Annotated in this window: 16 protein-coding genes and 1 pseudogene; 6 read left to right on the top strand and 11 right to left on the bottom strand. The window is 53.4% G+C overall.

What is annotated here, in order from left to right; all coding sequences use genetic code 11:
• The first annotated feature begins 11 nt into the window (after positions 1-11).
• Positions 12-1,224 (top strand): annotated as a pseudogene (locus HB779_RS24760) (acyl-CoA dehydrogenase family protein).
• Positions 1,225-1,250: 26 nt separating this feature from the next.
• Here HB779_RS24760 and HB779_RS24755 read toward each other — a convergent pair.
• Positions 1,251-2,660: an FAD/NAD(P)-binding protein gene (locus HB779_RS24755; protein ID WP_188346553.1), complete on the bottom strand. Its 1,410-nt coding sequence runs from the start codon at positions 2,658-2,660 to the stop codon at positions 1,251-1,253.
• Positions 2,657-3,832, bottom strand: a complete 1,176-nt coding sequence (ssuD, locus tag HB779_RS24750; RefSeq protein WP_188346552.1) for an FMNH2-dependent alkanesulfonate monooxygenase — start codon at positions 3,830-3,832, stop codon at positions 2,657-2,659. The genes HB779_RS24755 and ssuD overlap by 4 nt, the downstream gene beginning before the upstream one ends.
• Positions 3,833-4,178: 346 nt before the next feature.
• Here ssuD and HB779_RS24745 point away from each other — a divergent pair, with 346 nt between their 5' ends.
• Entirely contained in the window at positions 4,179-5,294 is a 1,116-nt protein-coding gene (locus tag HB779_RS24745) for a branched-chain amino acid ABC transporter substrate-binding protein (protein ID WP_188346551.1), read from the top strand.
• Positions 5,295-5,358: 64 nt separating this feature from the next.
• Here HB779_RS24745 and HB779_RS24740 read toward each other — a convergent pair whose 3' ends face one another.
• Positions 5,359-6,519: a hypothetical protein gene (locus tag HB779_RS24740; protein ID WP_188346550.1), complete on the bottom strand. Its 1,161-nt coding sequence runs from the start codon at positions 6,517-6,519 to the stop codon at positions 5,359-5,361.
• Between the two features lie 157 nt (positions 6,520-6,676).
• On the opposite strand from HB779_RS24740, the gene HB779_RS24735 reads away from it, so the two are divergent.
• Positions 6,677-7,447, top strand: a complete 771-nt coding sequence (locus tag HB779_RS24735) for a GntR family transcriptional regulator (protein WP_244642902.1) — start codon at positions 6,677-6,679, stop codon at positions 7,445-7,447.
• A 201-nt stretch (positions 7,448-7,648) separates the two neighbouring features.
• Complete coding sequence (locus tag HB779_RS24730) at positions 7,649-8,020, top strand: hypothetical protein (protein ID WP_188346549.1); 372 nt, start codon at positions 7,649-7,651, stop codon at positions 8,018-8,020.
• Between the two features lie 17 nt (positions 8,021-8,037).
• On the opposite strand, the gene HB779_RS24725 is transcribed toward HB779_RS24730, so the two are convergent.
• The gene (locus HB779_RS24725) at positions 8,038-8,811 is read right to left on the bottom strand and encodes a LytTR family DNA-binding domain-containing protein (RefSeq protein WP_188346548.1); all 774 of its coding nucleotides are present in this window, start codon (positions 8,809-8,811) and stop codon (positions 8,038-8,040) included.
• Positions 8,808-9,896: a sensor histidine kinase gene (locus tag HB779_RS24720; RefSeq protein ID WP_244642899.1), complete on the bottom strand. Its 1,089-nt coding sequence runs from the start codon at positions 9,894-9,896 to the stop codon at positions 8,808-8,810. Before HB779_RS24720 ends, HB779_RS24725 begins: the two co-directional genes overlap by 4 nt.
• Positions 9,897-10,145: 249 nt before the next feature.
• On the opposite strand from HB779_RS24720, the gene HB779_RS24715 reads away from it, so the two are divergent.
• Complete coding sequence (locus HB779_RS24715; protein WP_188346547.1) at positions 10,146-10,799, top strand: response regulator transcription factor; 654 nt, start codon at positions 10,146-10,148, stop codon at positions 10,797-10,799.
• A gap of 6 nt (positions 10,800-10,805) precedes the next feature.
• Here the strand turns inward: HB779_RS24715 and HB779_RS24710 are convergent, their stop codons facing one another.
• The 3 genes from HB779_RS24710 to HB779_RS24700 all read right to left on the bottom strand — a co-directional run bounded on the left by HB779_RS24710 (position 10,806) and on the right by HB779_RS24700 (position 16,696).
• Entirely contained in the window at positions 10,806-11,159 is a 354-nt protein-coding gene (locus HB779_RS24710) for an invasion associated locus B family protein (RefSeq protein ID WP_244642896.1), read from the bottom strand.
• A gap of 186 nt (positions 11,160-11,345) precedes the next feature.
• Positions 11,346-14,432 carry an autotransporter domain-containing protein gene (locus HB779_RS24705; RefSeq protein WP_188346546.1) on the bottom strand — a complete coding sequence of 1,029 codons (3,087 nt, stop codon included), beginning with the start codon at positions 14,430-14,432 and terminating at the stop codon, positions 11,346-11,348.
• A 596-nt stretch (positions 14,433-15,028) separates the two neighbouring features.
• On the bottom strand, positions 15,029-16,696 hold the full coding sequence (locus HB779_RS24700) for a hybrid sensor histidine kinase/response regulator (RefSeq protein WP_188346545.1): 1,668 nt from the start codon (positions 16,694-16,696) through the stop codon (positions 15,029-15,031).
• Between the two features lie 300 nt (positions 16,697-16,996).
• On the opposite strand from HB779_RS24700, the gene HB779_RS24695 reads away from it, so the two are divergent.
• Positions 16,997-17,305 carry a hypothetical protein gene (locus tag HB779_RS24695; RefSeq protein WP_188346544.1) on the top strand — a complete coding sequence of 103 codons (309 nt, stop codon included), beginning with the start codon at positions 16,997-16,999 and terminating at the stop codon, positions 17,303-17,305.
• Positions 17,306-17,408: 103 nt separating this feature from the next.
• Here the strand turns inward: HB779_RS24695 and HB779_RS24690 are convergent, their stop codons facing one another.
• From HB779_RS24690 to HB779_RS24680, 3 genes are all read right to left on the bottom strand, one after another.
• The gene (locus HB779_RS24690; protein WP_188346543.1) at positions 17,409-18,575 is read right to left on the bottom strand and encodes a diphosphate--fructose-6-phosphate 1-phosphotransferase; all 1,167 of its coding nucleotides are present in this window, start codon (positions 18,573-18,575) and stop codon (positions 17,409-17,411) included.
• A gap of 31 nt (positions 18,576-18,606) precedes the next feature.
• A complete protein-coding gene (gene zwf / locus HB779_RS24685; RefSeq protein ID WP_188346542.1) occupies positions 18,607-20,133 on the bottom strand; it encodes a glucose-6-phosphate dehydrogenase in 1,527 nt (508 codons plus the stop codon).
• 105 nt (positions 20,134-20,238) lie between these two features.
• Positions 20,239-21,354 (bottom strand): NADH:flavin oxidoreductase/NADH oxidase, encoded by a 1,116-nt coding sequence (locus tag HB779_RS24680; RefSeq protein ID WP_188346541.1) that lies wholly within the window; start codon positions 21,352-21,354, stop codon positions 20,239-20,241.
• Positions 21,355-21,439 lie beyond the last annotated feature (85 nt).

Raw genomic sequence — 21,439 nt, 5'->3', positions numbered from 1 at the left:
AAAGGTATCCCATGTCTGATCGTTCATCTCTGAAACTCATCCACCCGGCTTCAGCCACCTATGAGGATTTCGCCGCAAGGGCGGTTGTGATCGCTGCAGACCTCGCCAAGTCAGGTGCCGAACGTGACCGTGAAGCGGGTGTGCCGAAAGCCGAGATCAACACATTGCGGCAGGCGGGCTTGCTGACGGCATTGCATCCCAGAGAAATTGGCGGTGGCGGTATCGGCTGGGCTGACGCGTTACGGCTTGTGCGGATCATTTCACGCGGTGAAAGCTCGATTGGACAATTGCTCGGCTATCACTATGTCAACGCCTATGTGCCCTATATTGCCGCTGAGGAAGCCAAAGCTCATGCGCTTGGTGTGGAAACAGTCGAGCAGGGACATTATTGGGGAGCGGTCGTCAATCCGCGCGATGCCGGGCTTACATTGACCCATGCTGAGGGTGGATATCGTCTCAACGGCCGCAAGACATTCAGCACGGCAGCGCGCATTTCCGACCGTATCAATGTCATCGCGCTGCTGGACAACGAGGTTGCCAGTCTGGTTCTCCCGACCGACAGGCCGGGCTATTTCCCCCGCGGATGATTGGGACAATATTGGTCAGCGTCTGTCCGATAGTGGCAGCGTCGAATTCCGTGACTATGTTGTAACAGAGGCGGATTTCCTCGTTCCGCTGGCGGCTCCCGATGCGCTGCTGCCACCGCTCGCTACGTTCAACACGCCATTGATCCAGCTGGTCTTCGTCAACTTCTATCTCGGCACGGCAGAAGGTGCGTTGGCGCAGGCACTGGACTATGTGCGCACCACAACCAAACCGTGGGAAACATCCGGTGTCGCGCGCGCTGCGGACGATCCCTATATTCTGGAACGGTTCGGCGAGTTTTCTGCAACGCTCAAAGCCTCTGCGGCGCTTGCCGACAATGCGGCGTTGGCTGTGCAGGCAGCGCTTGCCAAAGGTCACGCAGTTTCGGCGCAGGAGCGCGGTGAAGCGGCCATCGAAGCTTATCACGCCAAGGTGCACGCCACCCACGTTGCGCTTGAAATCACCTCGCGCATATTCGAACTGATGGGCGCCCGCGCGACCGCCTCACGCTACGGCTTTGATCGCTTCTGGCGCAATGTCCGCACCCACACTTTGCATGATCCGGTTTTCTACAAGGCGCGGGAAGTTGGCAACTTTGTGCTGAATGGCGAGATACCGGCGGTTAGTCTCTACAGCTGAATGAGTGCATGAGGCAGGCTTCGAGATTAGGAAGCTTGCCTCTTCGGTACCTGAGTATTCGCCGCAATCTGGTTTTTGATCGCCTGCGCGATAAACTCGGCATAGCCGGTCACTTCCGGCACGCCCATCAACTCGCCGAATGTACCGCGCGCCAGCGGTCCGCCGATATAGAGTGTTTCGGTGATCGCGCCTTTGATGCCGACGGCCTGACCGGTTCGTGCAGTATGCAGACCTAATCCCACGGGATCGGCGCTGAGCAAACCCTGTTCGAACAACGAACCAATCAATGGGTTGTTTTTTGCTATGGCGGTATGGGCAGGGCCGGTGGTGATGACAATCGCGTCGAAGTGCCCAGTTTCGATATTGCTGCTGCACCGGTGCCGATAACTCACCTTGAACCCTTCATTCAAAGCTGCCGATTGTAACGATGCCGCGATGATTGCAAGTGTACCTTCGCGCGAACGCTGGTCGAGAACCGCCTCAATCTGCGGCGCTATTCGGAACCGGTGCACATCCCATAGGGATCGCAGATGCCGGATCAGTCTTTGCCGTTCACGCGCGGACAGGGCGCTCCAGATGGAAGGCGCCTGATCACGCAGGGCATCGAGCACTGGATGCCAGCTTAGCCCATTATTCGTGGCCTGTTTCAGCGTTTGCCTGATATTGTGCAGAAGCGAACGTGCGGTGACGTCGTTACCGAATGTGCCATAGGCGTCAGATGGCACAGCAGCATGCCCGCGTGATCGATAGCCGTGGCGTGACAGGGCAGTGATCAAACCGCGATGACCGCGCCTGTCGAGTGAAGCAATGATATCGGCAGCCGTAAGGCCGGTGCCAACGACCAGCACCGAATGGTGCGGCTCAATTGTCGCGAGTGCATTTTCGGCATAGGGATCCAACACAAAGCGCTCTTCGCCCATGAGGTATTGCAAAGCGACTGGCACAGACGGCAGTGGATGCGTCGTAGCAAGGGCAATGATATCAGCGCTGATAATATTCCCGTCGCCGAGGACGATGGCGTAGCGCCCATCTGCAGGTGTCAGCCCCAACGCTTTGGCCCTGATGTGCTGGATCTGTCCGGTTTTAAGAAAAGGTTCAACGTGGTCATGGACATAACGTCCGAACACGGAACGTTGCGGAAATTCATCACCCTTGACTGTCCGGGCAAGGCTGTCTTCAGCACTGGCGATATCATGGGCCAGCCACCGGGAAAAATGGTCCGGTTCGGCTGATATCATCGTCATTTTGGCGGCGGGTACGTTGATCCGATGCGCGGGATCAACGCTTGAATAGGCAAGACCGCCACCCAGCTTTTCTCTTGGCTCTATTACGATGATGTCAAGGTTATTGTGTGAAGTCTGCCGTGCCAGATGATAAGCAATCGCTGTTCCAGAGAAGCCGCCGCCAATAATCGTAACGACAGGTCTGCGTGTCACGATTGGCTCGCCCGCAGGGTTGCCGGACGATGATCCCCGGCAACAGTTTCCCCGAATGGGCCCATATTGACCGAGGTCGTGCTTGGCCGGATCGCATGATCTAGCGGCAGATTTGGTAATACGAGTTCGCCGAAGCGATATGCTTCTTCCAGATGCGGGTAGCCCGAGAGAATGAATGTATCGATGCCGATGCGCCGGTACTCATCCATGCGTTCGGCCACCGTTGCCGCATCGCCCACAAGTGCTGTTCCGGCGCCGCCCCGCACGAGCCCGACACCGGCCCAGAGATTTGGACTGACTTCCAGTTGGTCGCGGCGCCCGCCATGCAATTGGCTCATGCGTGACTGGCCAACGGAGTCCATGCGAGCAAAGACCTTTTGCGCGGCAGCAATGGTGTCATCATCAAGCTTGCTGATCAGCTTGTTAGCAGCGGCCCATGCTTCATCATTGGTTTCCCGTACAATCACATGCAGACGAATGCCGAAGCTGACCTTGCGTCCGGCCTTTTCCGCCAGCGCGCTGACACTGTTGATTTTTTCCGCCACCGCAGCCGGCGGTTCGCCCCATGTCAAATACTTGTCGATCTGCTCGGCGGCAACAGCATTGGCCGCTTCCGATGAACCGCCAAAATAGAGCGGTGGATGCGGTGTTTGATGGGGCGGAAACAACAGCCGTCCGTCCTTAATTTTAAAATGCTTGCCCGTAAATTCAACGGTTTCGCCGCGCAGAACCGCCTTGTAGATATCAAGGAACTCCCGGGTGACTTCGTAACGCTCATCATGTGTCAGGAAGATGCCGTCGCCCTTGTTTTCAACCGGGTCGCCGCCCGTCACGACATTGATCAGCAAACGACCTTCTGAAATGCGATCGAGGGTTGCGGTCATGCGCGCGGCAAGTGTTGGAGACTGCAGTCCGGGCCGCACAGCGACGAGAAATCGCAATCGCTCGGTGAGCGGTGCAAGTGCTGAAGCAACAACCCAACTATCTTCGCAACTGCGACCAGTCGGCAGCAGGACTCCATAATAGCCAAGTGCGTCTGCTGCCTGCGCGACCTGCTTCAGATAGGGAAGATCAACGGCCCGGCCACCTTCCGATGTACCGAGGTAGCGGCTGTCGCCATGGGTCGGCAAAAACCATAGAACCTTGATCTTATCGGAAACAGTGATGGTCATGCGGGATATTCCTTGTGCGGTGAACAGCACTTTGCGGCCACAGCGCGTGGCGCAAAAGAGCTTCGCGTAACAGTAAAATGCCAGTCCGTCACTCAGAAGGAATAATATGCTAAGCTTGAAGCTGCGACAGAACAGAATTTTTGAAATGGCAGGTTCAGCGGATAAATTGCGCGGGTGCCGTGCGTGTCGCCGCACTTCCATTTGCTTGGGTCGAAACTGATGGTGGTTTGCGCCGACTAGGCCAGGCGGCACCGTGCGGTTCATAAATTGGCTGGCATATGCCAACTGTTTAGCTTTCTTCACTCTCGTAAAACGTCTGGGTTGAATTGGAAACCTGGAGTTTGAAATGAAGACGTCCTTATTGTCGAGCGTTGCCGTCACTGCAATGCTGATCCTCGGTGGCACTGCCCATGCTGACCTTCTGGTTGGTATTGGTGCTCCTTTGACTGGCCCGAATGCGGCTGTTGGCGCGCAGATTCAAAAGGGAGCTGAGGCTGCCATTGCCGAGATCAATGCCGCAGGTGGTCTCAATGGCGAGAAGATCAAAGTCGTGCTGGGTGACGATGCTTCCGATGCCAAGCAAGGCGTCTCTGTTGCCAACAAGTTTGCTGCTGACGGCGTAAAGTTTGTGATTGGTCACTACAATTCCGGCGTTTCGATACCGGCGTCAGAAGTCTATGCGGAAAATGGCATTGTCGAAGTGACGCCCGGCGCAACCAATCCGGTATTCACCGAACGCGGACTTTGGAACACCTTCCGCACATGCGGCCGTGACGATCAGCAAGGCAGTATTGCCGGTGAATATATTGCCAAGCACTTCAAGAACTCAAAGGTCGCGATCATCCACGACAAGACGCCCTATGGTCAGGGTCTTGCCGATGAAACCCGCAAGACTTTGGAAGCGAAGGGCATCAAGGCAAGCCTTTATGAGGGGGTGAATGTCGGCGACAAAGATTTCTCTGCGCTGATCACCAAGGCAAAACAGGCGGGTATCAACGTTCTTTACTGGGGCGGGTTGCACACCGAGGCTGGTCTGATCATCCGCCAGCTGGCCGACCAGAGCCTGAAGGTTACGTTCATTTCAGGTGATGGTATCGCCAATACGGAACTGGCTGCAATCGCGGGCGACGCCGTTGCAGGAACGTTGAATACGTTTGGCCCGGACCCTCGAAACGATCCGGCCAACGGCAAGCTGGTGGAAAAGTTCCGCGCGGCAGGCTTCGAACCTGAAGCCTATACGCTCTACGCCTATGCCGCTGCACAGACTATTGCAGAAGCTGCGACGGCCGCGAAGTCGAATGATCCTGAAACAGTTGCCAAGACGCTCAAGGAAAAAGGACCCTTCAAGTCGGTTCTGGGCAATATCGCTTTTGATGACAAGGGCGATCCGAAGCTGCCCGGTTACATCATGTACGAGTGGAAGAAGGGCAAGAGCGGCGCATATAGCTACGTCCAGCAATAAGCGCATTTCCTCCCAACTAGCGCTGCAAAATGCCCGGCCATTTGACCGGGCATTTTAGTCAGATTTATGAGTGTACGACCTGGTGACTATTTTGAAGGAGCGCGGGTGCGGCATTCTTGAGCAACGCAACCAATTGGCTTTGCTGATGGGTGGCGGTCTTGTGAAACAGGCGCTCAAGATAGGCCCGTGCGGTACTGTTTTTCAGGCCCGCTTCGGTCGCTGCATCTTTCAGGGAAAAGCCAGCGGCCAGAAGGGTTGCCAGCCGTGCTTCCGATCGCGTCAACTTGAAAATTGCACGTATGTGGTCATCAAACCCATCGGGGTTACCCATGTCGATTTTCTTCATAACAATCATGGCGCAGCGGCCACTCGTTACGCCGGGGAAAGGCGAGTCAAAAACAGGAGCTATTTCAAGCACATAATCAGCGAGATGTCCGGTTTCTGTCGTGGTTTCGATAATCATGCGACAACCGGCGCCGACAAGCCCATTCATATGAAGTCCGCACGCCTCCGCCGTCAATTTTTGGAGTTCACGCAGAATGTGGGGCTGTGCCCTGAGGAATCCTCCGCGCATGGTCAGTTCACCGTGATCCGTATCGAGAAGGATTTCGGCCAGATCATTCATTTCAAGGATGCGCATATCTGCATTGACCAGAATTGCTCCAAATGGCAGCCGGGAAAAGGTGGCCATCAAAGCATTGGCAAGGCGCAATTGCTGGCTGATCTGACTGGCCCGCTCCACATGAGGAACCAGTAAACCAAACAGCTCTGCATCTTTGCTGTCAAAGGCGGTTTGATGGGCGCCGCGCCTGACATCAACGAACATTATACCGTCTGCCGTGTCGCTCAGCTTGCAACACAATCCGTCATACATGTCCTGCGGCTTCATCCATTCATTCCAGAAATCGCTGCGCCGGAATTTCTCAAGATCGAGGAGAATAGTATCAGGCACGATTTTCCCCAGCGGCGTAACCGCCAAAGAATCGAGAAACGGATTGGTCTGAGTGAAATATTCAACATATTTTTGAAAGTAACCGTAATCCGGATTTGCACTGAAAGCCCAGGTTGCCACCTTGTTTGTCGTGTGATTGGTCAGACACGCTGTCGAGCCATCGAACAACTTGCGCAAATTCTGGATCGTTGAATTCCATTGCGCAGGATCATAGGCAGCCTGATAAAACTGGCGAATCAGCTCCGTAACCCGTGCAAGCGTTGGTTCCATCATGCTCAAGTTTCCCTGGTAAATCCTCAAGCCCCACGCCAGAAATAGAGCGTGCGCGGCCAAGTTGCAATCTTTGGTCATTTTTGCCGCCCGGAGGATCCGGGACGGCTGCTATCATTGCGAAAGACGCGATAGCTCCTTGTGAACATTTCCACACATATTGATCTTCAACACTGGTTGCGAGGGATACTCGTATACAAGGATACAAGTTGACATACAATATCGATTTCAGGCATGCCGGAACGAGCATTGGTTGGTGAGAAATATGGATCCGTTGGACAAGTTGACCGGCAGTCGAATTGAAAAGCCGCAGACGGCCGCGGATCACGTCGCTACTACCTTGCGTGAAGCAATTGTGAAGGGATCTGTGGCCGCTGGCACAGCCTTGCGTCAGGACGATCTTGCATCCCGGTTCAGCATCAGCCGAATGCCCATACGCGATGCGTTGCGGATACTGGAAGCGGAAGGACTGGTTTCCATCCACCCAACCCGTGGCGCCTTTGTTGCCAAGATGGATACAACGGAAATTCGCGAGATTTTTACAATTCGCGTGCTGCTTGAAGTCGAGGCTTTGCGTCTGGCATTCCCAAAATTAAGCCGTGATGTATTGGATCAAGCCGATCATGCTTTGAACCGGATTGACGAAGAACGGGATGTAAGCCGCTGGGGCATATTGAATCTGGCATTTCATATGGCGCTTTATCGGGAATGCCGTAATGCGCGGCTGCTGACGCTTATTGAAGCTCAGCACAATGCGGCTGATCGTTATGTCCGGGTTCTTCTATCCGATGCCGAATTTCATACACGCTCAGATACCGAACATCGCGCAATATTGAATGCCTGTAATCAAAACAACGAGGCTCTGGCTTTGCAGCTTCTGGCAAAGCATTTGAATGATGGATGTCAAAAACTCATCAAATCCTTGAAGTAACCCAAGTTCAGGTTTTGAAATCACCGGCTATTTTTCAACCGCCCATACCCGGTGTGAAAATCGCATATGTCATGAGCCAAACCGCTCTGATGGCTGGCATATGACAACTGTTCAGACCCTACCTCTCTCGTGCAAGACGTAATCTCAATCTGAAACTCCGCAAATCATTCAGCGGCGCGCAATTCACCGAGAGAACATTCCATGCCGAAAGTTTCCCAATTCTTCTTCAAGACTGCCACAATCTTCTTCTTGCTTGGCATTGCCATGGGGCTTCATATGGGGATATCGGGAAATCATTCTCCTTATCCCGCCCATGCCCATCTCAATCTACTGGGCTGGGTAAGCAGCGCCATATTCGGTGCGTACTATGCTCTTAACCCTGTTAAAGCCGGAAGCAGGTTGGCTATGGCCCATTTCGCTGTTTATACGATTGGCGTCATTGTCATGATACCAGCGCTGTATCTTCTATATCTCGGTAACACTGCGATGGATGCATTGGTTGGCGTGGGATCCTTCATTATTCTTGGGGGCGTTCTACTCTTTACGGCCGTGGTTTTTTCCAAGGACAGTTAGAGCCTGAAAACCTTGTTTCAGGTTGTAACGAACGATCGCACTGCCTTGAAATATGTCCGGCCGACACGCACCTCACTGCCATCTTTTAAAACAGCAATCAGTGCGGCAAACGGCGCTTGTTTCAATCTGGTAATGCAGTTGCGGCGGACGAGTGCACTGCGGTGAATACGGATGAATTCTGTTGGATCAAGCCGGCGCTCGAGTGAGACAAGGCTTTCATGGTGCAGGTAAAACCGGCCTTCCGTGTGAACGTGAACGTAGTCGCGGTCTGCTTCAATTCGGATAATCTTATCAATGGGAAGCCGCACCGTTTCGCCTTGAGATTTTATCCACAGATCAGCGCTCCGGCTCTCATTTTTACCAAGAGCCTGCCGGAGCGCGGATATCGTTTCCTGCAACTCTGCAACGCGCTGCTCGTTATTCCGGGCGTCGACCGCTGATCGCGCACGCGCAAGAGCAATCTGCAAACGGGCCGGTTCAATGGGCTTGGTTACATAATCAACGGCACTTGCTTCAAAAGCCCGTAGTGCGTGGTGATCAAAAGCCGTAACAAAGATGACGGCAGGTGCATTTTCTCCCAATTGCTCAAGCACGTCGAAACCGTTTCCGCCCGGTATCTGGATATCAAGCAGCATGATATCGGGCGACAGTTCTTGAGCCTTGCGGCAAGCCTGACGAACATCACCGGCTTCGCCTACGCATCGAAAGCCTTGGATCGTTTCCAAAATGCGCAACAGCCGCCGCCGCGCCAGCGGTTCGTCGTCGACGACAAGGACAGACAGTTCGTTCATGCCAACCTCAGCGGCATTGTCAAAGATGCGCGAAACCGCTCCGGTGTTATGTAACCGGCAACGCACGATCCGGCACCCGGAAAACGTGCTTCGATGCGGTGCGCAACGTTTCTGAGACCGATGCCCATGCTTTGTATCGGGCGTAACTTGGGGGTGTCCGAGACATCATTTTCCACGGTAAGGTTCAAGACTTCTCCGATCCGTTTCGCGCGGATGAGAATCTCGACAAAGCCCGGCTTGCTTCCCACACCATGTTTCACAGCATTTTCAATCAGTGGCTGGAGGATGAGGCTCGGAACGAGGGCATTTTCCAGCTCCTGCGTAACATCCACTCGTACTCTCATTCGATCGGAGAATCGCTCGCCCTCGATGTTGAGATATCCTGTCTGCAAAGCAAGTTCATCCCCAAGCCGGACATCATTCATGGGATCAAGCTCCAGGGTTGTCCGAAGGAAAGAGGACAGTGACAGCACCATGCGGCCGGCACCTTTGCTGTTTCCTTCTTCAATCAGGCCCGCAACGGAATTGAGCGTATTGAACAGAAAATGCGGGTTGACCTGATACCGCAAGGCCCGCATTTGGGCTGAAAGCGCTTCTTCGCGGGATGCTGCCAGCCGGCGTTCATTCTCACGCATCTGGCAGGTGTAGAGCACGGACACAAACAGACAGGACCAAGCGAAAAACAGCGACATATCGTAGACGAGCGTATAGCCGAAATCGGTCCAGTTGAATTGGATCGTTTCAGGCAAGGCGCTGACCATATAGACAATATGGTCCATCATCGCATGCAGCGTCGCACCGAATATGGCTAAAACAAAACAGGCGAAGGCTTTGAGTATCAAGTTGATATATCTCAGGCGGAAAAGAATGAGCGCGATAACGGCAGTAATGAGGACGCTGAAAAGTGTGAGGACAAGCTGAGCAAAGATTGAGTTCAGCTGTGATATACCCAGAAACTGAAACAGCGTATTGCTGATCACAAATTCAGCGGTCCAATAGAAAAGTCCGAGACGAAATGTTGTGCGGCGTATGCTGTCGATATACGCACCATAGGTCTCCAAGGCTTTATCATCCATATGTCCCATATTGTTGTTATCTCCCAACAAGTTGTCCCTGTCGATGACCGCTCGTCGGTTAAAATAAGCCGTTCGTCGAAAAGACGATCATTTCATCGATTTGTGATACCGTTTGTCGAAAGGTGAATTCCTGGCTGTTTCGGGTTTGGTATAGCCCAACCCTCACGGCGCTTTCGATTTGGTCTTACCCAACTACAGCACAGCGCTTAGGGGAGGGCATTTTCCTTGGCTCTTAATTGAAGCTTCATGGCATGCGGGATGATTGTGGCGGAACGATCAGAAAAAAATCGGATAATTATTGCAGATGATCATCCCCTGTTTCGTGAAGGGCTGCGCCGGATCGTTCAACGTCTTTATCCCCATGCGGAAATACACGAAGCGGGAACAATGGATGAGTTGCTTGGCTTGGCCCGCAAGGGGAAAACCCCGGATACCTTTATCTTGGATTGGGTTTTCCCCGGGCTCGATCCGGAAAATTCGATCAAGCAGCTTCGGCAGGAATTCAAGCATTCTTCAATCATCATTCTGTCAATGCTTGACGATGCCAAGACGATTGAACTGATCATAGCCATGGGTGCCAACGGCTTTATCAGCAAAGCGGTTCTGCCCAATGAAGTGAGCTCTGCGATCCAAAGTATTGAGGAGGGCGAGTTCGTTATCAAGCGATCATCAACGGCTTCATCGACCCTCAATAGTAATCGAACGGATCTTTCCTTTTTGACGCCGCGGCAGCGTGAGGTGCTTCGTCTGATTACCGAGGGGAAGACCAACAAGGAGATAGCTCGCGATCTTGAGATATCACCTTACACGGTCAGTATCCATGTTTCGGCGCTGTTGCGCATTTTGAGCGTGGGGTCTCGCTCGGCTGCGGCCGCCAAGGCCGCAATTGCTGGTTTTGACGGCAGGCAGTAAACCTGACTACGGCTTCTTCTGAACCAGTTCAATCGTTCTGTTCAATGCCGTTTCGAAGCCTTTGAGCGAGATGGAAAACACGATTTCTTTTTCCGTGTCGCTGGCGAATGCTCCAAGATTCAGGGCTTTCCCTTTGCGAAGGGTTTTCGCTGTTGCATCGGTGAACGTCAGAGGCACAAGGCACCCGGCAGGGATGCAGGTGCGAAAACGTGAGGGCTTCCCGGCAGCATTGTCATCGACGCGGAATGAAACACCCTTGTCCAGATATAATCCGAATGGCAAGGCGAGATTTCCTCTCAGCCCGCCATCTCCAGCAGGCGCAAGCTCCAAGCTGAGGACCCTTTGCCCATTCTTCTGCACTTGTTGTTGTGTCAGGACACATTTTTGTCCTCCATCTTTGACTGCACAGATAACGGCCCAGTCTTCATAAGTCTCTGAAAGGTTTGTTGGCCCGGCAACAGGTTTTGCAACATCGCCCTCAGCGTAAAGAGGGAGTAGTGGCGGCCAAAGCCGCCACTACTCCACAGACCACCCCCCGTATTTTCATCAGAAGCTTACGCCCAGTTTTGCATCCACTGCGTTCTGCGTAAGTCCAGACCCAAACTGGCCATTATAGGAAATGCCCAGCGTTGAATTGCGGCTCAGTTTGAAGTCGATACCGGCTTCGACGATAGCCGTATCCTGAGCTATAGGCACACCGGCAACAGAGAATGCATTGCCCGTGGCAAAAGCGAATGTCGAGTATGGTGTCGTCTCGCCATAAGCGTGCTGCCAGCCAAGCGTTCCCCGTGCCTTGGCATCAATCGATCCCATGGTGAAGAGAGTTGATGCTCTCAAGCCCAGCGTTGTGGATGTTGTGTCCGTTGTATCGCTTTTGCCGGACAGAGCAGCAGCACCGCCTTTTTCCGTGAAGCTGTCTGTCCGCAAGCTCACATGCGCCAGATTGACGAATGGCTCGAGGGCAGCTTTGTTCAGATCGATACGGTATCCCAGCTCGCCAAATACCTGGAAGGTACGGGCGTCATAATCGGCACTCAGGTGTTCCTGAAAACCGGGGAAAGCAACCGTGCGAGCTGTCTCAATCTCATGCCACGTATAGGCCAAACCGGTGCGCAGGGACACTGGTCCCCAATGACCACCACCGTAAACGCCAACATGATAGTTGTTGCTGTTTCCCGACGAAGAGCGGTCATCGACGTCGAATGTTGACCGGCTATATCCGGCCATCACGCCGAGACGCCAGGCATCGGCAATTGCCGCGTCAAAACCCGTGACGAAACCGCCGGTCGACTGATCCAGCTTCCCGGAATTGCCGTTGCCGCTGACCTGATTCCACGAGCCGAAAGCCTGTCCCCATGCCGCCATTTTCGGGGTGTCAGCTGGTGCAATCACTTTGCTGTCCGGGCCGTATCCCAAAACAGGTATGTCCACTGCAGCAACGTCATCGAACGCTGCTCTGATACGATCATTGACGGCATTGCTGATCTGCTGACTGCCATTGATCAGCGCAGTTTTTGAAGAAGCGTGCGCCTCACCTGACAGTTGCTCAAAAGCCTGGCGTGCGTTCTCGGCGTCCAAGACAATAAGGCGGTTATAAAGCGCAAGCGACGGTCCACTTTGAGCAAGCGTGTTAAGGGCCTGCGCGGTGTTCCGCTGATTGCCCGTTTCAACCACTGAAGTAAAAGGTCCGCTTGGGATTGGCTTGCCGGGATTACCTGGATTGCCGGGGTTACCCGGGTTCCCAGGGTTCCCAGGGTTACCTGGATTGCCAGGGTTACCCGGATTGCCAGGGTTACCTACATCCTTGATTGCAATTTTCAGATCAACTTCATTGGTCTTCTGATCGAGCGATACGTCCAGAAAAGCCGATTTGGAAATAGCTCCCGCAAATTGGCCTGAGATACCCTTTTCTGCAGTCAGGATCGTGTACGTCTGGCCATTCTGATAACTCGTTGCAGCATCAAGGGCGTTAACCTCAACGTTCACATTATTTCCGATTTGCGCCACACCGCTGGGACGGAAAAGTCCGATAATTGCATTTGGACCAATGTCTTTGACGACAATCTTATCACTGGTGCCATCGGCTGCGACGTCAGCCTCATAGACTGAGCCATCCATGAACTCCAGTGCACCCATGACAGTGAGTGTTCCGGCCGAGTTGTTTCCCGGAGCAATGCGTGCGTTCGTCTCCAGCGTAACGGAACCCACCGTGCCTGAACCACCGAGACGTCCGAAAAGGGTTGGGTCTCGATCGCTGAATTCATTGTTGGACTGAGTTCCCCAAACCTCAATATCGTTACTGTAGTGGGTAAATTCCGTGCCACTACTGACAGTTTTATATGTGCGCCCTACAACGCCGTCGACAATCAGCGTGCCGCTTTTGACCGCGAATGCTGATTTGCTTTCGTCCCCCGCATCCGGGTCCAGATTGGTTGTGTCTAGATTGCTCTTGATGACAAGTTTCGCATTTTTTCCATCAACATTGACAGTACCGCCACCGCCATTGCCGGTATAAAACTGCGATAGATCACCTGTTACAATTGTTTCGCCGGAATAGGCGTCAATCTGACCGCCGCCGGTCAGCGTATTTGAGAACAGGTAGCCATTGTTCGTATGATTGAAGACCAGCTTGCTGTTGGAAAGAGGGTCATTCACAAGCGTGATAACCGTTTCGGGATTTATCTGACCAGCTGCTTTAGCCTCAGCCAGAACGGTATTTCCGTCGTCGTCTTCTTTAACGCCGCCGCCGATAAAGAGAACACTATCAAGGGCGATCCCGGTTTTGGTCTTTAAAAGACCGCCATCCGAAACAGTTACGAAACCATCTGCCGTCAGCTTGCCATCGATATCGAGCACCGAGCCTTCACCGGCAACGGTTAGAGAGCCCAGTATTCCCAATCCAAAAGATTGGGTTGTTACGAGACCGCCACTTTCGAGGTTGAGATAACCGCCGTTAATTCCAATGCTTGCAGCTTCGAGCTTACCACCATTGGAAACAACGGTACCGCCGTTGCCAAATGAAGCGTTTTGGGTGAACTTCTCGTCAACGTGAAGGACGGATCCCTGTCCCGTCACCTTGCTGAAGGAATTAAGGAAGAGCGATTGTGTCCTGACTTCACCGCCGTCTGCGACTGTCAGCCCACTGTTATTTATCATGCGACCGGTGTTCAGCCACTTGGATCCGCTCCCGCTCACAAGTGCAGCACCACCTTGTCCGCCCAGCGAAACAGTGTTGGTAAGAACCTGTCCCTTGTCCAGAATTGAGATCGGGTCAGTGATAACGTTCGATCCCGACAGGCCTACAAATTCGTCTGCATTGAGAGTGGAACCTTCGCCCCTGACGACCAGAACACCTTCTGTGCCATCAAAAATCGCGCTGCTCAATTGTAAAGAATTGACGTTGACCACGCCGCCGTTTTCAATGACCAGCTTGCCTTTGCCATACGTATTTCCTATGCCGCCTATATAGATGGCGCCATCCGTAAGGTTCCATTCTGCACCGGGCCCCGAGACAGTCACTACACCGGAATAAGGATTCGTACGGCCCCCCCCTTCGCCGATATAGCCGTTCTTGCTGTAAGCCTTGATGCCAGATATCAGCAAATCTGCCTGACTGCCATTGACAGTCCCCACTCTCAGTTCACCGTTAATAGCGCCATTGGTCCCGTTTGCCGATGTCCAGCTATCTGAGCCGGAATCCAGCGTGCAATTAGTGATAGCGCTGCTGCCCGTTCCGGTGGTCTCACATACAGTTTGTGAACGCGCTGCATTGATTTCAGAGTCAATTGCGATTGACGTCAAGAGTGCGAGGACGCCGGCAACACCGACACGACTTAATGATGTCGAACTATGAAGACCATGTTTCGACGCTAAAAATTGCCTGTTAGTTTTCAACGAGCTGCCCCTAGATAAATTCAAGTTCCAGATGTGTGAGACCGGAACTACTCTCCCTCAGAGCAACGCATTCTGAAGTTCGCATCCCGGCTCAATCACTTGAATTATAGCGGGGGCAAAGCAAACCAATCCATTAGTGAAGACGCACTAGTGAGTAGTATGAAGGGGTGATCGTCAGTGTTTATAGGGTGCCTGATACTGCCGCAAATGAGTATGTTTGTGCTGATATTCTCGGCTTTTCATCCAAACAGCAATGCAGGACGTCATAACTAAAACGGGCTGTCACGGTGAAAAATCGGGTCGGTGCGGCGTGCAATCTGTGATGATTCGTTCTGTTAACTGGACGCTTTCTTGAACATACTTGCTTTCTGCGCTGTGACGGCTGAGCGCAATTCGACGGGCCGTATCGGCTTGGAAAGCACGGGTATATCCTCGTCGTTGAGTTCTTCTTTCACGGCTGGCACCGAATGGCCTGTGATGACAATGGCCGGGATTCTCCGCTTGTTGAAGCGTCGGACCTCGGCAATGATATCCGCGCCGGTAGCGCTGCCCCCGAGGTCAAAATCCGTAATGATCAGATCGCACCCGATGCCTTCCGAAAGTGCCGTTCTGGCATCGACATTACATCCCCATTTCCGCAACAGCGTCGCACTGCCGAGTAGCACATCCTCATCATCCTCGATCAAAAGAACGTTCAAACCCTGCAAGGGACTGGCAATGACATATGGCTTGGCGGGCTGGGCAGGAGCTTCCCCCGAAACGATTTCAATCCCGCCGACCGAAACGACTGTGCCTTGATTAAGAGTAGACCGGATATTGATTGTAAGTCCCATAAGAACTGAGAGGCGTTTGACGATGGAGAGGCCAAGCCCTACACCATCAACATTCTTGTTCGTGGAACCGCCTGCACGATAGAACTCGTCATACACCAGCGGAAGGTCCTCGGCGGAAATGCCGGGACCCTGATCGTGAACTTCGATGGTTAGCTTACCCCTACGATGGCGGCACCCGATGAGAACATTTCGGTTGGGGGCGTATTTCAGCGCGTTTGATACGATATTGAGAAGCATCGTGGAAAGCAGAGCGGGGTCGACCAGAACCCTATTGGAACATTTGACCAAAGTCAGGTTGACGTTGGACCATTCGGCGGCCTTGAAATTTTGATGAACAATATCTTCCAGCAATTCATTGATGCTGACTATTTCAGGTTTTGAAACCTGTGTGCCGCTATCCAATGTCGAGATATCAAGCAATGACCGGAAAAGGCGCGATACGCTGTGAAGCGAACGGTCAATATTCTCGACCATTCGCCGCTCATCCGGGCGGAGCCCGGCATCGTGCAAACAGGCGGTGAACAGGCTGATGGCATGGACCGGCTGCCTGAGGTCATGGCTGGCTTGCGCAAGAAAACGTGACTTTGCCACGTTTGCAGCGACCGCTTCCTCGGAAGCCTGCCGGGTTCTGCGCAGCAGCACGTGCGCATAGGCGGGAACGATAACGGCAGTTATGAACAGCGTCGCGAGCAAATCCGGGTTTTTGTAGAGATAGGGGTTGAAACCGGCAATGATCGCCAGCGAAACGAGCGCCATGATCGTTGCCAAGGTAAGATATTGCGAACCAAAGCGCATACCATTACCGACTGTGATCCAGAGGATCAGGGCATACATTGGCAGCGCCATTTCTGAGGCAACGGACATAACAAAAACGATAGAAGAGTAATCCAGCAGCATGGTGGTTACCCGGCGCCGATGACCCGAGTCTGGTTTGTGGGCGATCACCAAAAGCCGTACGATCGATATGACAAAGAAACAGCTCATGTAGAAGACGACGACAGGTACGTATCCCACAGGCTCATCATCAATGATGATCCTGAATGAAAGATAGATGATTGTTATTACTGTGAGATAGAGCCGCACCTTGGCTTGTCCGCGCTCGGTATCATGCAAGGTATTGCCGGTGGGTTCCGATGACAGGGAGTTGCGTAACAAATCGATGAAGCTCAACGCGGACACCTCTATTTATTTTGTCTGAGTGGGCAGCCGATAGATTTAAATCCGGCGTGCGAGTGGTGCAACGCGATTAATCCAAATGGAAGGACGGCGCGGGGACGCATGTTCCGTGCTCGCCTTTGTTCCATCAAAATTATCATTAAAATCTAAGACAAAACCCATCTATGCTTGCGAACCACATAAAGCAGCCTGCAGCAATAGTGATTCTTCACTATATCTATGTCGTTGACCTTATTTAATTTCATACTTTACAGAAGAAACACTTTTTTAATGTTTATCGCAATTGGGGGCTTTATGCGAAATATAGTACTTATCAGCTGCATCGCAATGATGCTGGCTGGCTGTCAGACAGCTCAAGAATCGGCTGTCGAGGCAAAGAACACATGTGATGCGGCTGGTCTGAAGCCGGGGTCAAAACAACATAGGCGTTGTGTAACAGCAAGTTACGACCAAAATCGCCGTCAGTCCAATGAAGCTGGCAATGCGGCTGCGCTGGGTGCTGCAGTGGGCGTGCTTGGTGGTGTCGCATTGGGGGTCGCTGCAGATCGTGGTAGTTATCCCGGCTATTACCGGCGTTGCAGCCCATGGGGTTGTTACTACTAAGGCGACCAAGAATATCAGAAATACTTAGGTAATATGGTATTGCCGAAATAATACTGCGCCCGGCGAAGGACTTTTCTTTGCCGGGCGCAGATTGCTATTCGGCTTAAACAAATGGCTTTGCCAGTTCAAAACGCCGTGGCAAAATTCGCTCCAGATAGGCGCGGCATTGCCCAGATATCTGGTTGGCATCCGGCATCATAAAATCGTCCGGCAAGTGACGCGTTTTTCCGGCGACATTTTCAAGCCGTACCAGTTGCGGGCTCGTCACCCCGTTCCTGTATTGAAGAGCCACAGACCCGCCGCCTTGTGAAGCTGCTTCAACGGCAAATACGCCGGCTTCAAATGCTTCACGCGCATCTGTGGTGTTGATTGTGCCGAGATTGCCGCGCGGCAGATAACCGAACGTATCCACACGGGCCCGGGCACCCGGTATGCCATCCCTGAGAAGCTGCTCGATGGCCATGCCCAATTCACCGCCCGAAAGCCGAATATTGCCATGTGCATCCCGCTCGAGCCGGTCAGCCGGAACAAGGTTTTCGACGACCGCCCGGCCGTCTTCAGCTGTAACGCCTTCAGACATTGCCACGATGCATCGTCCGTGGCGGCTTTGCGCGGCTCGCAGATCATCGAGAAATCTGGCTGCTGAAAATGCCCGTTCCGGAACATAGATGAGGTGAGGGGCGCTATCACCGTCTTGTTGCCATGCAGCAGCTGCCGTCGTCAGAAACCCCGCATGTCTGCCCATCACGATACCGACATAAATTCCGGGAAGGGCGCGGAAATCGAGGTCAATACTGACAAATGCTCCGGCGATGAATTCGGCTGCGGAAATGAAACCCGGCGTGTGATCGCTTTCGACAAGATCGTTGTCGATGGTTTTGGGCGCATGCACAAAGGCAATGTCCTTGCCGCCTGCCTCGGCAAGAATTTGTTGTGTCCCGGCCGTATCGTTACCGCCAATGTTGATGAATGCAGTGGCGCCAACTTCACGCAGGCTCTTGAGGATTTTGTCGCAGTAAGCCGCATCCGGCTTGTCGCGCGTGCTTCCCAAGGCGGCGCTGGGCGTTGCTGCAATAAGGTGGAGTTGCTGTTCCGATAAATCCGAGAGATTGATGAAGTTGCCGTCCCGGATACCGCGTACACCATGTTTGGCGCCCAGCACGCGTGCGCCGGGATAGCGCCTGCGTGCTTCAATGACGGCACCAGCCAGTGTCTGGTTGATAACTGCCGTCGGGCCGCCACCCTGTGCAATCACGAATGTTTCAGTCATGTTTCCCCCTTAGTTATAAAGCCAATACGCGTTACGGTGTCTTGGCTTTCACCCTGTGCATGACATCTGGCTGATGCCATTTCCGGCCATCCCGTTCGATCAGTTCATCAGACGCTTGTGGGCCCATGCTGCCGGGCAAATACGTGTCAGGCTTTGCCGGTGAACCCGCCCAAAGATCAAGGAAGGGTTGGACAGCCGCCCAGCCGGCCTCGATACTGTCGGCACGCTGGAACAGTGTCTGATCGCCTATGAAAAGATCATAGAGCAATGACTCGTAGCCCGTCAGCTTGCCGATATCGAAAAGGTCCGCGTAGTTGAAATCGAGAGAAATCGGCACGGTATCAACGGAAAGTCCTGGCGATTTGATCGATATTTCGATGTGCAGGCCTTCATCGGGCTGCACCTGAATAATCAAGCGGTTGGGAGCCAGATTGCGCTGTGGGCCTGTTCCCTTGAATTGGGCAAACGGCACCTGACGAAATGTGACGACTATCTCAGTATCGCGGGCCGTCATGGCCTTGCCGGTTCTGAGATAGAATGGCACGCCTGCCCAACGCCACGTATCCACATAAAGCTTCAATGCGACGAATGTTTCCGTCGTGCTTCCGGGGGCAACGTCAGGGGTTTCTGCGTAGGCGGGCAGCGCGTTGCCGTTGAGAGGACCAGCGGCATAGCTTCCCCGTACGGAATTCTGAGCAGCATCTTCTGCGGAATAAATCCGCAAAGCTTTCAGAACCTTGCCCTTTTCATCGCGAATGGCTTCGGCATCAAAGCTGTTCGGCGGCTCCATAGCCACCATAGCTAGGAGCTGGAACAGGTGATTGGGCACCATATCCCGCAGAGCACCGGTACCATCATAGAATTTACCACGGCTGCCGACATCCACAATTTCGGCGGCTGATATCTGGACATGATCGATGAAATTGTTGCTCCAGAGTGACTCAATCATCATGTTGGCGAAGCGGGCCGTCATGATGTTCTGGACCGTTTCTTTCCCAAGGAAATGATCTACCCGGTAGATCTGCTTTTCGGAAACATGGTTCAATATTCGGGCATTCAATGCCTTGGCCGATGCGAGATCGGTGCCGAATGGCTTTTCAATGACAATTCGCCGGAACGACGTGTCCGTTTCAGTCAAGAGTCCATGGTCCGAAAGCTTGTCGACAATGTCGCCAAAAAAGCGCGGCTGAACCGCCAGATAAAAGGCGGCGTTCCGGCTGGTATCCGCATTAAGGCGGGCGTCAATCTGGGCGTAGATCGCGTCCTGGGTAAAATCACCCTGGAAGTAAAAAATACGGGAGCGCAGCCTGTGCCAGGCTTCGTCGCTGTAATTTGCCTTGATGTTCGAGCTTGTCAGAAACTCTTCAAGCTTTGTCCGCAACATCTCATCATCGCCCGGCTCCAGACCAATACCCAGAATCGTCAGGCTGTCGTTGACCAGACCGCTCTGCGTCATGTTCAAAATGGTTGGAACGAGAAGGCGGCGGGTCAAATCCCCCGTTGCGCCGAATATGACAAGGGTAACAGGCGGGGCAGGGGCTATATGCGCTTCACTCACAATTGCACCAAATCAACAAAGTGCTTCAGATCCGGGGTTATCTCAAACATGTGGTCTCCATGGATTGATCGAAGAAACGCGTCGATTTTGGCTTGCCGGTAGACATTACGTCCGTTTGGTGTGGTCTGTTTTGAACAAGTCCGGATATTCTCGTGGTTGGCAGCGCAGATACTGGTTTGGCGCCCACGCATGATCGCCAAGTGCAGCGGCCGCATGCCAGGGCCAGCGTGGATCGTAAAGGATAGCCCGTGCCAAACCTATGGCATCAGCCTCACCATTGGCAATGATGGATTCAGCTTGCTGCGGTTCATTGATCAAGCCGACGGCAATTGTCGGTAGTCCCACCTCTGCTTTTATGCGCTGGGCAAAGGGTACCTGATAGCCTGCGGCGAGAGGAATTGTCTGCTGCGGTGAAACCCCGCCGCTGCTGACGTGGATCGCTGTGCACCCGCGTGCCTTCAACGCATGGGAAAAAGCCACAGACCCTTCAATGTCCCATCCATCGGGTACCCAGTCGGTCGCGGAAATCCGGACCCAGACCGGCTTGCGGGCGGGAAATTCTGCACGCACTGCGTCAAAAACTTCGAGCGGAAACCGCATGCGGTTTTCCAGACTTCCACCATATTCATCCTCGCGTTTATTGGCGAGCGGGGACAGGAATTGATGCAGGAGATAGCCATGGGCGGCATGAACCTCGATACCATCAACGCCGATACGCTCCGCACGGCGGGCAGCAGTAACAAACGCAGACCGCACCCGATCAAGGCCCGCGCGGTCAAGCGCCGTGGGAGCGTTATCGCCCGTTGCATGGGGGACGGCCGATGGAGCTTCCGTTTGCCAGCCTCGCGTCTCCGTTGGCGCAATTTGTGTGCCGCCTTCCCACGGTACCCTCGTCGAGGCCTTGCGTCCTGCATGCGCCAGTTGGACTGCAACTGGAATGGGCGAGTATGTCCTGATCGCTTTGATGACCTTGCCCAACGCTGCTTCGTTGGCATCGGAATAGAGCCCCAGATCATCGGGCGAAATCCGGCCTTCTGCTGAGACAGCGGTTGCCTCGGTTATCAAAAGCCCCGCGCCCGAGAGAGCAAGATTTCCCAGATGGATCATATGCCAATCGGCAGCGATGCCATCCGTAGCGGAATATTGGCACATCGGTGCGATGATGATGCGGTTGGCGAGCTCAAGCGAGCCTAAATTAAACGGTTGAAACAGCTGACTCATCTGATGCTCCAATGGTTCAACGACTGAAATTGGATGTTGACCACATCCAGCTCAATCTAACCACAGGCATTTTAGGGGGAACGGC

Origin of the sequence: Phyllobacterium sp. 628, assembly GCF_014189505.1 — a bacterium.
Taxonomy (GTDB): domain Bacteria; phylum Pseudomonadota; class Alphaproteobacteria; order Rhizobiales; family Rhizobiaceae; genus Phyllobacterium.
The sequence above is the reverse complement of the archived record's forward strand: the minus strand, read 5'-3'. Positions and strand labels throughout refer to the sequence as shown.

Bases quoted from the DNA above. Each gene is read 5' to 3' on its own strand.
- HB779_RS24695 (WP_188346544.1), top strand. From the start codon at position 16,997: ATGCGAAATATAGTACTTATCAGCTGCATCGCAATGATGCTGGCTGGC.
- HB779_RS24715 (WP_188346547.1), top strand. From the start codon at position 10,146: ATGATTGTGGCGGAACGATCAGAAAAAAATCGGATAATTATTGCAGAT.
- HB779_RS24745 (WP_188346551.1), top strand. From the start codon at position 4,179: ATGAAGACGTCCTTATTGTCGAGCGTTGCCGTCACTGCAATGCTGATC.
- HB779_RS24740 (WP_188346550.1), bottom strand. From the start codon at position 6,519: ATGATGGAACCAACGCTTGCACGGGTTACGGAGCTGATTCGCCAGTTT.
- ssuD (WP_188346552.1), bottom strand. From the start codon at position 3,832: ATGACCATCACTGTTTCCGATAAGATCAAGGTTCTATGGTTTTTGCCG.
- HB779_RS24720 (WP_244642899.1), bottom strand. From the start codon at position 9,896: ATGGGACATATGGATGATAAAGCCTTGGAGACCTATGGTGCGTATATC.
- HB779_RS24690 (WP_188346543.1), bottom strand. From the start codon at position 18,575: ATGACTGAAACATTCGTGATTGCACAGGGTGGCGGCCCGACGGCAGTT.
- HB779_RS24725 (WP_188346548.1), bottom strand. From the start codon at position 8,811: ATGAACGAACTGTCTGTCCTTGTCGTCGACGACGAACCGCTGGCGCGG.
- HB779_RS24730 (WP_188346549.1), top strand. From the start codon at position 7,649: ATGCCGAAAGTTTCCCAATTCTTCTTCAAGACTGCCACAATCTTCTTC.
- HB779_RS24680 (WP_188346541.1), bottom strand. From the start codon at position 21,354: ATGAGTCAGCTGTTTCAACCGTTTAATTTAGGCTCGCTTGAGCTCGCC.